The sequence below is a fragment of the Pseudomonas rhizoryzae genome (assembly GCF_005250615.1).
Classification (GTDB): domain Bacteria; phylum Pseudomonadota; class Gammaproteobacteria; order Pseudomonadales; family Pseudomonadaceae; genus Chryseomonas; species Chryseomonas rhizoryzae.
In genome coordinates this window covers 188,224-201,202 of the sequence record NZ_SULM01000010.1, presented here as the reverse complement: position 1 = coordinate 201,202, position 12,979 = coordinate 188,224, and the positions used below count along the sequence as shown (strand labels likewise).

Sequence of the window (12,979 nt, the reverse complement as noted above, 5' to 3'; positions counted from 1 at the left end):
AGCGCTATCGTGGCTAGAGTGAGGGCTCATCCCCTCACGAGGTATCCCTCATGCAACAGCGTCGCTTGGGCCGCCAGGGCCCGCAGGTATCGATCCTCGGTCTGGGCTGCATGGGCATGTCCGACTTCTATGGCGCCGCCGACCGCGGCGCTGCCATCGCCACCGTCCATGCCGCCCTGGAGCGCGGCGTCACCCTGTTCGACACCGGTGACTTCTATGGCATGGGCGACAACGAATTGCTGCTGGGCGAGGCTCTGCGCGGTCGGCGGGAACAGGCGCTGATCAGCGTCAAGTTCGGCGCCCTGCGCGGTCCGGGCGGTGAGTGGCTGGGTTACGACACCCGCCCCGCGGCGATCAAGAATTTCGTCGCCTATAGCCTCAAGCGCCTGGGCGTGGACCATATCGACATCTACCGCCCGGCGCGGCTGGATCGCCAGGTACCCATCGAGGACACCATGGGCGCCCTCGCCGAGTTGGTGCAGGCCGGCTACGTGTGCCACATCGGTCTGTCGGAAGTGGGTTCGGACACCCTGAAACGGGCAGCCGCCGTGCATCCGGTCAGCGATCTGCAGATCGAGTATTCGCTGGTCTCCCGCGGCATCGAGGCGGACATCCTGCCGACCTGCCGGGAACTGGGCATCGGCATCACCGCCTACGGCGTGCTCTCCCGCGGCCTGCTCAGCGGCCACTGGCGCCAGCCCAAGGGCAACAGCGACTTCCGCGCCCATAGCCCGCGCTTCCAGCCGGGCAATGTGGAGCGCAACCTGGCGCTGGTGGAAGGCCTGAAGCAGTTCGCCGAACGGCGGGGCACCACCCCGGCTCGGCTGGCGGTGGCCTGGGTCGCCGCCCAGGGCGAAGACATAGTGCCGCTGATCGGCGCCCGGCGCCGCGATCAGTTGGACGAGTCCCTCGGCGCGCTGGAGATCACCCTGAGCGCCGCGGACTGCGCCGAACTGGAACGGCTGCTGCCGCCAGACGCCGTCGCCGGTGATCGCTACGGCGAACACCAGCTGCGCGACCTCGATAGCGAACGCTGATCCACATCCGTCATCAGCCCGCCTCGCGCGGGCTTTTACCTTGCTAGTCCGCCGCGCGCTCGGCCGGACGCTCCTGCATCAACACCCAGGGCGCCACCACCACCGCCCACAGCGCCACGTGCGGCGCTTCGAGTCGATGCCGCGCCCGCGCCTCGTCGACCTTGGCCAGTTGCCCCTGCTGCAACCACCGCCCGACCCGGGTGGCATCGTCCTGGGTCACGGCGATGGCGGCCTCGATCAGGTCCAGTTCCGGCGCCACTTGCAACAAGACGCCCCGTGCAAAATGCGGTTGCAATTCTTCCCAGCCGATGGCGGCGGTCTGCCCGAGCAGGGTGGCATAGAGCGTTGCGTGATCGGTCATGGTGCTGGCCTCGCGAAAAGGGCGGATTCTACCGACGCCCCCCGCGCTTGCCGAGCGCCCGGACGTGCGGCAGACAGATCCGACAAGTTGTCATCGCCAGCTTTCCAATACGAACGGACGATGATTAAACTGCGCAGCGCGTCATAACTACCAAATTGGCACGATCTCGCTTCCAACTGCCTCATTAATAAAGCATTCCGAGTGGAGCACTCATGAACAAGGCATCCCTGCGTTTCTCCCGTCTGTTCGCCGCCCTGGCGCTGGCCGGTCTGGCTAGCCATAGCTTCGCCGCTGACACCTTGAAGATCGCCCTGGCCGGCCCCAAGACCGGTCCGGTCGCGCAATACGGTGAGATGGAATTCATCGGTGCGCAGATGGCCATCGACCAGATCAACAAGGCCGGCGGCGTCGACGGCAAGCAACTGGAAGGCGTGGTCTTCGACGATGCCTGCGATCCCAAGCAGGCCGTCGCGGTTGCCAACAAGATCGTCAACGAGGGTATCCACTTCGTCGTCGGTCACCTGTGCTCCAGCTCCACCCAGCCCGCCTCGGACATCTACGAGGACGAAGGCATCCTGATGGTGACCCCGGCTTCCACCAGCCCGGACATCACCAACCGTGGCTACAAGCTGGTCTTCCGCACCATCGGCCTGGACAACATGCAGGGCCCGACCGCGGCCAAGTACATCATCGAGCATGCCAAGCCCAAGGTCGTCGCCATCATCCACGACAAGCAGCAGTACGGTGAAGGCATCGCCACCGCGGTCAAGCAGACCCTGGACCAGGCCGGCGTCAAGGTCGCCCTGTTCGAAGGCATCAACGCCGGCGACAAGGACTTCTCCTCGCTGATCGCCAAGCTCAAGCAGGATAACGTCGACTTCGTCTACTACGGCGGCTACCACCCCGAGCTGGGCCTGCTGATGCGCCAGGCAGCGGAAAAAGGCCTGAAGGCCAAGTTCATGGGTCCGGAAGGCGTCGGCAACAGCGCCATCTCCGCCATCGCCGGCCAGGCGTCCGAAGGCCTGCTGGTCACCCTGCCGCGCTCCTTCGACCAAGATCCGAAGAACCAGGCCCTGGTCCAGGCGTTCAAGGACAAGAAGCAGGATCCGAGCGGCCCCTTCGTGTTCCCCTCCTACGCTGCCGTCCAACTGATCGCCGATGGCGTCCAGAAGGCTCACAGCGAGAAGCCCGAAGACGTGGCCAAGGCCCTGCGCAGCAACACCTTCAGCACCCCCACCGGCGACCTCTCGTTCGACGCCAAGGGCGACCTGAAGAACTTCGAATTCGTCGTCTACCAATGGCACGCCGACGGCACCAAGACCGAAGTCAAGTAAGACCCGCCCGTACCAGCCGAAGCCCACTGCCCCGGCAGTGGGCTTCGTTTATCCGCCTCGCCTAGAGGCACGGGATTTGCCTGGAAGACGCCCAACGGCGCGCGCCAGGGCCGTGCGCGGAATTCGCCCGGCAACCTCCCCGATCTGCGTAAACCTACGCCAACGGGGCCGCCCAGGACGGGCTGGCGTTCTCCGCAACGCCGTGACTTGACGCCAGCGCCGCCGCGCATCCGGGAATCCCTTGGAGACAGCAATGCCCGATTTCTACCACTACCTGCAACAGCTGGTGAACGGCCTCACGGTCGGCAGCACCTATGCCCTGATCGCCATTGGCTACACCATGGTCTACGGCATCATCGGCATGATCAACTTCGCCCACGGCGAGGTCTACATGATCGGCTCCTACGTGGCCTTCATCGCCATCGCGGGCCTCGCCATGCTGGGCATCCACAGCCTGCCCATCGTCATGCTCGCCGCCTTCGCCGCCAGCATCGTGGTCACCAGTGCCTACGGCTACAGCATCGAACGCATCGCCTATCGCCCCCTGCGCGGCGGTAACCGGCTGATCCCGCTGATCTCGGCGATCGGCATGTCGATCTTCCTGCAGAACTGGGTGCTGCTGGCCCAGGACTCCAAGGACAAGGCCATCCCCAACCTGCTGCCCGGCAACTTCATCATCGGCACCGATGCCATGAACGGCGTGGTGATCTCCTATGTGCAGGTGCTGATCTTCATCGTCACCCTGCTCACCATGCTCGGCCTGACCTGGTTCATCTCCCGCTCCCGCCTGGGCCGCGCCTGCCGCGCCTGTGCCGAGGACATCAAGATGGCCAACCTGCTGGGTATCAACACCAACGGCATCATCGCCCTCACCTTCGTCATCGGCGCCGCCCTGGCGGCGGTAGCGGCGGTGCTGCTGGGCATCCAGTACGGCGTGATCAACCCGAGCCTGGGTTTCCTCGCCGGGATCAAGGCCTTCACCGCCGCGGTGCTCGGCGGCATCGGTAGCATCCCCGGCGCCATGCTCGGTGGCCTGGTACTGGGCGTGGCCGAGGCCTTCGGCGCCGACGTCTTCGGTGACCAATACAAGGACGTGGTGGCCTTCAGCCTGCTGGTGCTGGTGTTGCTGTTCCGTCCCACCGGCATCCTCGGCCGTCCCGAGGTGGAAAAAGTATGAGTGCCCGTCTGCGAACCGCTTTCTTCAGCGCCCTGCTGGTGCTGGCCGTCGCCTATCCCGTCCTCGGCCTCAAGCTGGAGACCGTGGGCGTCAACCTGGAGGTGCACGGCGCCTCGCCCCGTATCCTCTGGACCATCGCCACCGCCGCGGTGCTGATGTTCGTCTGGCAACTGGTGCGTGACCCGCTCACCGCCGGCTGGCGTCGCAGCGGCGGCCTGCGGCTGCCGCAAACCGGCCTGGGCAGCAAGCTCACCGAACCCAAGACCCAGCGCTGGGTGATCCTCGGCCTGATCCTGCTCGCCCTGGCCTGGCCCTTCTACGGCTCGCGCGGCGCGGTGGACCTCGCCACCCTGGTGCTGATCTACGTGATGCTCGGCCTCGGCCTGAACATCGTGGTGGGCCTGGCCGGCCTGCTGGACCTGGGCTACGTGGGCTTCTACGCCGTGGGCGCCTATACCTACGCCATGCTCTCGCACTACTACGGCCTGGGTTTCTGGACCTGCCTGCCCATCGCCGGCGCCATGGCCGCGCTGTTCGGCTTCCTGCTCGGTTTCCCGGTGCTGCGCCTGCGCGGCGACTACCTGGCCATCGTCACCCTGGGTTTCGGCGAGATCATCCGCATCCTCCTGCGCAACCTCACCGACTGGACCGGCGGCCCCAACGGCATCAGCGGCATCGACAAGCCGACCCTGTTCGGCCTGACCTTCGAGCGCCGCGCGCCCGAAGGCATGACGCCCTTCCACGAATACTTCAACATCCCCTACAACTCGGAATACAAGGTGATCTTCCTCTACCTGATCGCCCTGTTGCTGGTACTGCTGACCCTGTTCGTGATCAACCGCCTCTTGCGCATGCCCATCGGTCGCGCCTGGGAAGCCCTGCGCGAAGACGAGATCGCCTGTCGCGCCCTGGGGCTCAACCCCACGCTGATCAAGCTCTCGGCCTTCACCCTGGGCGCCTGCTTCGCCGGTTTCGCCGGCAGCTTCTTCGCCGCCCGCCAGGGCCTGGTGTCCCCGGAATCCTTCACCTTCATCGAGTCGGCCATCATCCTGGCCATCGTGGTGCTGGGCGGCATGGGCTCCCAGCTCGGCGTGATCCTCGCGGCCATCGTGATGATCCTGGTGCCGGAGCTGCTGCGCGAGTTCAGCGAATACCGCATGTTGATGTTCGGCCTGCTGATGGTCGTGATGATGATCTGGCGTCCGCAAGGCCTGCTCCCGATGCAACGCCCGCACCTGGAGTTGCGCAAATGAGCCAAGCCCTTCTCGATGTCACCGGCCTGTCCATGAGGTTCGGCGGCCTGCTGGCCGTCAATGGCGTCAACATCCGCGTGGAGCAAGGCCAGGTGGTCTCTCTGATCGGCCCCAACGGCGCCGGCAAGACCACGGTATTCAACTGCCTGACCGGCTTCTACCGCCCCACCGGTGGTGAGATCCTGCTGCGCGGCGAGGCCATCCAGGGCCTGCCCGGGCACAAGATCGCCCGCAAGGGGGTGGTGCGCACCTTCCAGAACGTCCGCCTGTTCAAGGAAATGACCGCGGTGGAGAACCTGCTGGTCGCCCAGCATCGCCACCTCAACACCGGCTTCCTGGCCGGCCTGTTCAAGACCCCGGCCTTCCGCAAGAGCGAAGCCGAGGCCATGGACTACGCGCGCTTCTGGCTGGAACAGGTCAACCTCACCGAGTTCGCCAACCGCAACGCCGGCAACCTCGCCTACGGCCAGCAGCGCCGCCTGGAAATCGCCCGCTGCATGATGACCCGCCCACAGATCCTCATGCTCGACGAGCCGGCCGCCGGCCTCAACCCGCGCGAGACCGAGGACCTCAAGGCGCTCATCGCCCTGCTGCGTGCCGAGCACGGCGTGACCGTGCTCCTGATCGAGCACGACATGCATCTGGTGATGAGCATTTCCGACCACATCGTGGTGATCAACCAGGGCACCCCCCTGGCCGACGGGACGCCGGAGCAGATCCGCAACAATCCCGACGTGATCAAGGCCTACCTGGGCGAATCCTGATGGAGACCTCCATGCTGCAGTTCGACAACGTCTCCACCTTCTATGGCAAGATCCAGGCCCTACACGGCGTCAGCGTGCAGGTGAACCGGGGCGAGATCGTCACCCTGATCGGCGCCAACGGCGCCGGCAAGTCCACCCTGCTGATGACCCTCTGCGGCACCCCACGCGCCCACAGCGGCAGCATCCGCTACGAAGGCGAGGAGCTGGTCGGCCAGGACACCGCGCAGATCATGCGCAAGGGCATCGCCGTGGTGCCGGAAGGCCGCCGGGTGTTCGCCCGCCTGACGGTGGAAGAAAACCTGGCCATGGGCGGTTTCTTCACCGAAAAGGACGCCTACGAGCGCCAGCTGGACAAGGTCCTCGGCCTCTTCCCGCGGCTCAAGGAACGCTATGCGCAACGCGCAGGCACCATGTCCGGCGGCGAGCAGCAGATGCTCGCCATCGGCCGGGCGATGATGAGCGAGCCGCGCCTGCTGTTGCTCGACGAGCCTTCGCTGGGCCTGGCGCCCATCATCATCCAGCAGATCTTCGAGATCATCGAACAACTGCGTCGGGATGGGGTGACGGTGTTCCTCGTCGAGCAGAACGCCAACCAGGCGCTCAAGCTGGCCGACCGTGGCTACGTGCTGGAGAACGGCCGCATCGTCATGCAAGACAGCGGCGCCGAGCTGCTGGCCAACCCGGACGTGCGCAAGGCCTATCTGGGCGGTTGAGCCTTTTGCTCTATCGCGGGTTGGGTCGCGACGGCTCCAGCGTCGAAGCCTAACGGCGACGTAGCGTGGAAAATGGCGCAGCCTTTTCCACTGGGGGCTTCGCGGCGAAGCGCGCCCTCTCCCACAGGGAGAGGGGGCTGTCCGCGCAAGCGTTGAGCATCATCGCCCCCGCTACCCCAAGGCCTCCAACCGCTGCCGACTGCGCTCGAACCAGTCGCTCAACGCCTCGGCCACCACCCGCGTGCGCTTCGGCAAGCCACTCTGGTAGGGATGGACGAGGAACAGCGGCAGGCTGGGCGTGCGCCACTCCTTGAGCAGCCATACCAGCGTCCCCGCGGCCAATTCCTCGTGCACCATGAAGGACGGCAGCCGGGCGATGCCGTGTCCGGCCAGGGCCGCCTGCTTGAGCAGGCTGTAGTGATTGCAGGCCAGACTGGACGCCACCCGTATGCGGCTGAGCTGGTGATCGCGGTGGTACAGCCAGACATCCCCCTCGGCATAGTGATTGTTCACCACACAGCGCTGCGCGAGCAGGTCCTCGGGGCGGGTCGGTAGCGGGCGCTCCGCCAGGTAGGCTGGCGCGGCGCAAGTCACCTCCTCCATGGCGAACAGCGGACGCGCCACCAGGCGCTCGTCCGGCTCCACCCGGGCGCGGATGGCCAAGTCGAAGCCCTCGGCCACCAGGTCGCGATAGCCGTTGTCCAGCACCAGATCCAGCTGGATGTGCGGATGGGCGGCGCGACACGACAACAGCACCTCGAAAAAGGTATAGCCAAGGGAAACCGGCACCGTCAGCCGGACCTGGCCGGCCGCCTCCTCGCGCAGCCGCGCCACGCTCTGCAGCGCCCGCTCGCGTTGCTGCAACAACGCCTGGGCCTCGGGCAGCAAGGCGCGGCCAGCGGTGGTGGGGTCGAGACGCCGAGTGGTCCGATGCAAAAGCGTGGTTTGCAGCCTGAGTTCCAAGGCCCTGATGCGCTTCGATAGCTGCCCCTTGCTGCAGCCCAGGCGCTCGGCCGCGCGGGTGAAGCTGCCGCTTTCACAGAGGATGGCGAAGGCTGCGAGATCGGCAAAATCGTCCTGCATCGTTTCCCCCTGGAAACACTGGATTGCCGATTAGGCGATTTATCGCGGCAGTGTGCAAGCCTAGGCTGGAAGCTCTTCAGTAGCCATCACGGAGCCATGCCATGAAAGTCATCCTCGTCGGTGCCAGCGGTACCCTCGGCAGCGCCATCGCCGAACGCCTCGGTCGTCGTCACGACCTGATCCGGGTCGGGCGGCACTCCGGCGATCTCCAGGCGGACATCACCGACCACGCATCCATCCGCGCGATGTTCGCCAAGGTCGGCCGATTCGATGCCCTGGTCAGTGCCACCGGCGCGCTCGCCTTCGCCCCCGTGACCGAGCTGACCCAGGCGGACGTCCAGGTCGGGCTGAACAGCAAGCTCATGGGCCAGGTCAACCTGGTCCTGCTCGGCCAGGCGCAGGCGGCCGATGGCGCCTCCTTCACCCTGACCAGTGGCATCGTCAGCGAACACCCCATCCGCCAGGGCAGCGCGGCGGCCATGGTCAACGCCGCACTCGAAGGCTTCGCCCGCGGTGCCGCCATCGAGCTGCCACGCGGCCAGCGCATCAACGTGGTCAGCCCCACCGTGGTAGAGGAATCCCTGGCGCACTATGGCGACTTCTTCCTCGGCTTCAAGGCCGTTCCGGTCGCCGATGCGGCCCTGGCCTACGAACGCAGCCTGGAAGGTGCGGAAACCGGCAAGACGTATCGCGTCTGGTAAGTCCTTGAGCTCGCGGCGTTGTCTGAGTAACGTGTGCCCACCTTAGTCGGAGTACCTCGATGCCAGCGCCGCGCTCCATCTTTCCCCTCGCCCTGCTCGGCCTACTTGGCGGTTGCAGTCTGTTCCAGAGCGACGACACCCCGACCGCCCCGGGGGGCGAGCGGCTGCAGGGCGATCTACGCTGGAGCGGCGAGCAGCTGCTGTTCCGCCCCTGCCAAGAGCAGCGTTTCTTCGACGTCACCGACGCCAACAACACCGCCATCCTGCGCGATGCCCACGAATTGGCCGCCGATAGCGGTGCCGCTTCGCTGTTCGCCGATCTGCGCGGCAAGGTGAAGTCCGGCGGCCACGACGGTGCCCAGGGCGTCTTCGCCGTCACCGAGGTCTATCGTGTGCAATACACCGGCCCCGGCTGCAGCGATCCGAACTTCAAGCGCACCGCGATGAGCGCTGGCGGCCATGGTCCGGACTGGAGCGTCCAGGTCAGCAACCAGGGCATGCTGATCAGTACCAGCGGCCAACAACGCCGCGCCCTCCCCTATCTGCAGGAAGAACTACCCGGCGGCATGCGGGCGCTGTCCACCGAGGCCAACGGCGAGAAGGTCGAATTGTGGATCAGTCCACGGCGCTGCGTGGATGGTCGCACCGGCACCGTGCAATCGCTGCAGGCCGAATTGCGTATCAACGGCGAAGCCTGGCAGGGCTGCGCTTTCTACGGTGGCGCAGGGAACCCTACCTAGGCCGCCGCTTTCCAAGCGCCATTAGCGCGATGCCCTTGGCATCTTCCTCTTTATGTTCAGCGGCGCGCACCAGCAGCGGCTAGTCTGGCAGCGCTAAGGTTTCATTCGCTTCGCTTGAGCATCCAGCGGTCTCGGTGGTCGTAGCACAGGCATAGGAACGCTCACTCAGCCAGGGTTCAGGCATGCCATCATCTTTAGTCGCCCAAGGCACCGCACCACGCCGCCGGGGCCATACCTTGATCCTCCGGCTGTTTCCAGCCCTGTGCGTCCTGCTCCTGGGCCTGATCGGCCTGGGTTGCTACCTGCTGGTGGACAACGCCATGCGGCAGGACGCCGGGGTCGCCCAGCGCACGGAGCAAACCGTAGAGCGGACCTTCACCCGCCTCGACGAAGAAGTCGCCCGCAACATCATCGACTACAGCAAGTGGGAGGAAGGCTACCGCCGCCTCCACCAGAACCTCGACCTGGACTGGGCGTTCGAGCAGAACAATCTCGGCTCGGCCCTGTTCAGGGTCTATGGTTACGAAGGGGTCCTGGTGTTCGATGGCCAGGACCGCCCACGTTACCGCCTGCTCGACGGCCAGATCGCCGACCCGGCGACCGCCAACTGGCTGGAAGGCAATGTCGCCGGCCTGCTGGCGGCGGCACGCAGTCCCGATGCCCGCGACGGCAGCGTCTCCGCGGTGCTATCCGTAGCCGGCATGCCCGCACTGGTAGCGGCCGCCGCCATTACCCCGGGAGGTCATAGCGGGCCTCGCGAGATCGATCCGCCGCTGTCGGTGCTGGTCTTCGTCGATGTCCTGAGTCCGAGCAAACTGGCCGAACTCAGCGAAGCCAATGGCCTGCCGTCCCTTACCGTCACCACTACCCCCACCAAGGGTCGCCCCAGCTGGCAACTGCCGAACTCCCACTACAGCCTGACGTGGCGGCCGCCACGTCCGGGTCTATGGCTGATGCAACAGACCCTGCCGCTGTTCGGTGGGGGGGTCTTGATCCTCATGCTGGGCATGATCTGGCTGCTGCGCCAGGCACTGGTCTCGGCGCGGCAATTGGATGCCCAGTACGACGATCTGCTGGCCAGTCGCGCCGAACTGGCCAACGGCGAACGCCGTTTTCGCGACATCGCCGAGGCTACCTCGGACTGGCTCTGGGAAGTCGACGTCGACTTGCAGCTGGTCTACGTATCGGAGCGCTTCGCCGAGGTCACCGGCGAAGCCGCCAACCGCTGGCTGGGCCGGCCACTCAACGAACTGCTGACCCCCCATGCCGATACCCTCGCCCACTGGCTGGCCGGCCACCATCACGAACGCAAGCCACGGCCGCCGCTGATCTGCCACTACCTGGACGGCAAAGGTCGTGAGCGCACCTGCCGGGTGGCGGCCCGGGCCATTCCCGAAGGCGGCTACCGCGGCACCGTCACCGACCTGACCGACGAGATCGAAGCCCTGGCCCAGGTGCAGCACCTCTCCTGGCACGATCCCCTGACCGGCCTGCCCAACCGGCATCGCCTGCATCAGTTCCTGGCGACGCATCTGGAAGGACCGGAACCCCAGCCGCTGGCGCTGCTCAGCCTGGACCTGGATCGCTTCAAGACGGTCAACGACGCCCTGGGGCATGCGGCGGGCGATCAGGTCCTGCAGGAGGCGGCGCAACGGCTGCGGCAGAACGTGACCGCGACCGACCTGGTGGCGCGCCTGGGCGGCGACGAATTCTGCGTGGTGCTCAGCGGCGAGCGTGCGCCGGGCGCCATCGCCGATCTCTGTCGGCGGCTGGTGGAACAGTTGCGCCAGCCCTTCCGCCTCGGCGAACAACGGGTATTCATCGGCAGCAGCATCGGCGTAGCCCTGGCGCCGCGCGATACCGGTATCCCTGCCGAATTACTGCGCCTGGCCGATATCGCCCTCTACCAGGCCAAGGCCGCTGGACGCAGCACCTGGCGTTTCCATGAGCCCGCCATGAACGAACAGGTCCTGCTGCGCCGTCAGCTGGAGCAGGATCTGCGCCAGGCCTTGCGTGACGACCAGCTCAGCCTCTACTACCAGCCCCGGCGGCGCCTGGACGACGGCAGCCTCAGTGGTTTCGAGGCCCTGGTACGCTGGGAACACCCCAGCCAAGGCCTGCTGGAACCCCTGGACTTCCTCGCCCTGGCCGAGGATGCAGGCCTGGCCCAGCGGCTCGGTCGCTGGGTACTGGAAACCGCCTGTCACGATGCCCAGGGCTGGCCGGAACACCTCTCGGTGTCGGTGAACCTGTCGCCGCAGCAATTCCATGCCAACGAGGATCCGGTACAGACCGTGGCCGAGGCCCTGTACCGCAGCGGCCTGGCCGCGCAGCGCCTGGAACTGGAACTCACCGAGCGCACCCTGCTCGATCCGGCAGCGGACGTCGCCAACACCCTGGCCGCGCTCAAGGGGCTGGGCGTACGCCTGTGCCTGGATGACTTCGGTTCCGGAATCTGTTCGCTGGCCCATCTGCGCAGCTATCCGCTGGACGGCATCCGCCTCGATCGCAGTCTCATCGCGAGGCGCGACCGTGGTCCCGAGGACTGCGCCGTGGTCCGCGCCCTGATCGACCTCGGCCGCTCGCTGCGGCTGAAGGTCACCCTGAAAGGGGTGGAAGACACCGAACACCTGCGCCTGCTGCGGCCGTTGGCGGCGGACGAGATCCAGGGCTTCTATTGCGGCTCGCCCTTACCGGCCAACCGCCTGAGCGTCTGGCTGGATGAGACGACACCGGAAACTCTGAGCTGAAGCGCGTTAGCGCTCCGCTACCATGCTGCCTTCACCGCTGGCACCACGCCGCTGGTTGCGATCATCGCGGGGCGTGACACCGAAGAAATTGCGATAGGCGCTGGAGAAATGCGGCCCCGAAGAGAACCCGCAGGACAGCCCGATCTGGATGATGGACTTGCTGGTCTGGGTCAGCATCTTGCGCGCCCGGTTCAGCCGCAGCTCCAGGTAGTACTGGCTGGGCACCCGGGCCAGGTATTGCTTGAAGATCCGCTCCAATTGCCGGCGCGAGACGCAGACGTGTTGGGCGATCTCGTCGGTGGTGAGGGGCTCCTCGATATTGGCCTCCATCAGCATCACCGCCTGGGTCAGCTTGGGATGGCTCGAACCGAGGCGATTCTTCAGCGGAATCCGCTGCCGCTCGCTGCCTTCGCGCAGGCGCTCGACGATGAGCTCCTCAGCGATGGCGCCCGCCTGCTCCGCGTCCCGATCACGGCCGATCATGGCCAGCAACAGATCGAGGATGGCCAGGCCACCGCAGGCGGTCAGGCGATCACGGTCCCATTCGTAGAGGTGATGGGTGGCGATGACCTTGGGATGCTGCTCGCTGAATTCCTCGAGCCAGCGCCAGTGCACGGCGGCGCGGTGACCATCGAGCAGCCCCAACTGGGCCAGCACCTGGACGCCAGCGGAGAAACCGCCCAGGACCACACCGGCCCGGGCGCTCTGGCGCAGGGCAGCGGCCAGCGGCGGCGGCAGAGAGCGCGGCGGCTCGTCAGCCAGCACGAAGAGACGATCCAGCCGCTCCAGTTGTCCTTCCCAGTGTCCGCCCGGCAGGCGTGGCTGCAACTCGCTGGCGGCTTGTAGGAAGCGCACCTCGTAGGGCGAATCGCTCGATTGACGGGCGGCGAGTTCCAACGCTTCCTCGACCAGGCCCACGGTCAGCGGACGGACGTCGGGCCAAAGCAGAAAGGCGATGCGGGTGGTCATCTAACGTCTGGCTTCCTGTCGAGAACGGGGTGCGGACCGATCCGGGACCGCGCGCCATGAAACCCTTGTGGGGTGGCACGCATGGTACGCCGCAGCG

General features: G+C 66.2%; 12 protein-coding genes. 9 read left to right on the top strand and 3 right to left on the bottom strand.

Translation table 11 applies throughout. The annotated features are described in order from the left end of the window. Positions 1-50 precede the first annotated feature (50 nt). Positions 51-1,037 (top strand): aldo/keto reductase, encoded by a 987-nt coding sequence (locus FAZ11_RS17820; protein ID WP_058774030.1) that lies wholly within the window; start codon positions 51-53, stop codon positions 1,035-1,037. 43 nt (positions 1,038-1,080) lie between these two features. On the opposite strand, the gene FAZ11_RS17815 is transcribed toward FAZ11_RS17820, so the two are convergent. After that, positions 1,081-1,398 (bottom strand): DUF2288 domain-containing protein, encoded by a 318-nt coding sequence (locus FAZ11_RS17815; protein WP_058774029.1) that lies wholly within the window; start codon positions 1,396-1,398, stop codon positions 1,081-1,083. Between the two features lie 212 nt (positions 1,399-1,610). On the opposite strand from FAZ11_RS17815, the gene FAZ11_RS17810 reads away from it, so the two are divergent. The 5 genes from FAZ11_RS17810 (at position 1,611) to FAZ11_RS17790 (ending at position 6,639) form a co-directional block, all read left to right on the top strand. Continuing rightward, positions 1,611-2,732, top strand: coding sequence for a branched-chain amino acid ABC transporter substrate-binding protein (locus tag FAZ11_RS17810; RefSeq protein WP_058768745.1), 1,122 nt, complete (start codon positions 1,611-1,613; stop codon positions 2,730-2,732). Between the two features lie 253 nt (positions 2,733-2,985). Further along, positions 2,986-3,909: a high-affinity branched-chain amino acid ABC transporter permease LivH gene (gene livH, locus FAZ11_RS17805; RefSeq protein ID WP_058760087.1), complete on the top strand. Its 924-nt coding sequence runs from the start codon at positions 2,986-2,988 to the stop codon at positions 3,907-3,909. After that, positions 3,906-5,162, top strand: coding sequence for a high-affinity branched-chain amino acid ABC transporter permease LivM (locus FAZ11_RS17800; protein ID WP_058774028.1), 1,257 nt, complete (start codon positions 3,906-3,908; stop codon positions 5,160-5,162). Before livH ends, FAZ11_RS17800 begins: the two co-directional genes overlap by 4 nt. Further along, positions 5,159-5,926 carry a high-affinity branched-chain amino acid ABC transporter ATP-binding protein LivG gene (gene livG / locus FAZ11_RS17795; protein ID WP_058760085.1) on the top strand — a complete coding sequence of 256 codons (768 nt, stop codon included), beginning with the start codon at positions 5,159-5,161 and terminating at the stop codon, positions 5,924-5,926. The genes FAZ11_RS17800 and livG overlap by 4 nt, the downstream gene beginning before the upstream one ends. Before the next feature lie 11 nt (positions 5,927-5,937). Then, on the top strand, positions 5,938-6,639 hold the full coding sequence (locus tag FAZ11_RS17790) for an ABC transporter ATP-binding protein (protein ID WP_058760084.1): 702 nt from the start codon (positions 5,938-5,940) through the stop codon (positions 6,637-6,639). A gap of 171 nt (positions 6,640-6,810) precedes the next feature. Here FAZ11_RS17790 and FAZ11_RS17785 read toward each other — a convergent pair whose 3' ends face one another. After that, the gene (locus FAZ11_RS17785) at positions 6,811-7,722 is read right to left on the bottom strand and encodes a LysR family transcriptional regulator (RefSeq protein ID WP_058774027.1); all 912 of its coding nucleotides are present in this window, start codon (positions 7,720-7,722) and stop codon (positions 6,811-6,813) included. Positions 7,723-7,823: 101 nt separating this feature from the next. On the opposite strand from FAZ11_RS17785, the gene FAZ11_RS17780 reads away from it, so the two are divergent. From FAZ11_RS17780 to FAZ11_RS17770, 3 genes are all read left to right on the top strand, one after another. Then, a complete protein-coding gene (locus FAZ11_RS17780; RefSeq protein ID WP_058768742.1) occupies positions 7,824-8,423 on the top strand; it encodes a short chain dehydrogenase in 600 nt (199 codons plus the stop codon). 59 nt (positions 8,424-8,482) lie between these two features. Further along, positions 8,483-9,163, top strand: coding sequence for a hypothetical protein (locus FAZ11_RS17775; RefSeq protein WP_058760081.1), 681 nt, complete (start codon positions 8,483-8,485; stop codon positions 9,161-9,163). Positions 9,164-9,345: 182 nt separating this feature from the next. Continuing rightward, positions 9,346-11,913, top strand: a complete 2,568-nt coding sequence (locus FAZ11_RS17770) for a bifunctional diguanylate cyclase/phosphodiesterase (RefSeq protein ID WP_058774026.1) — start codon at positions 9,346-9,348, stop codon at positions 11,911-11,913. Positions 11,914-11,919: 6 nt separating this feature from the next. Here FAZ11_RS17770 and FAZ11_RS17765 read toward each other — a convergent pair whose 3' ends face one another. Beyond that, entirely contained in the window at positions 11,920-12,882 is a 963-nt protein-coding gene (locus FAZ11_RS17765) for a GlxA family transcriptional regulator (RefSeq protein WP_058774025.1), read from the bottom strand. Between the last annotated feature and the right edge of the window lie 97 nt (positions 12,883-12,979).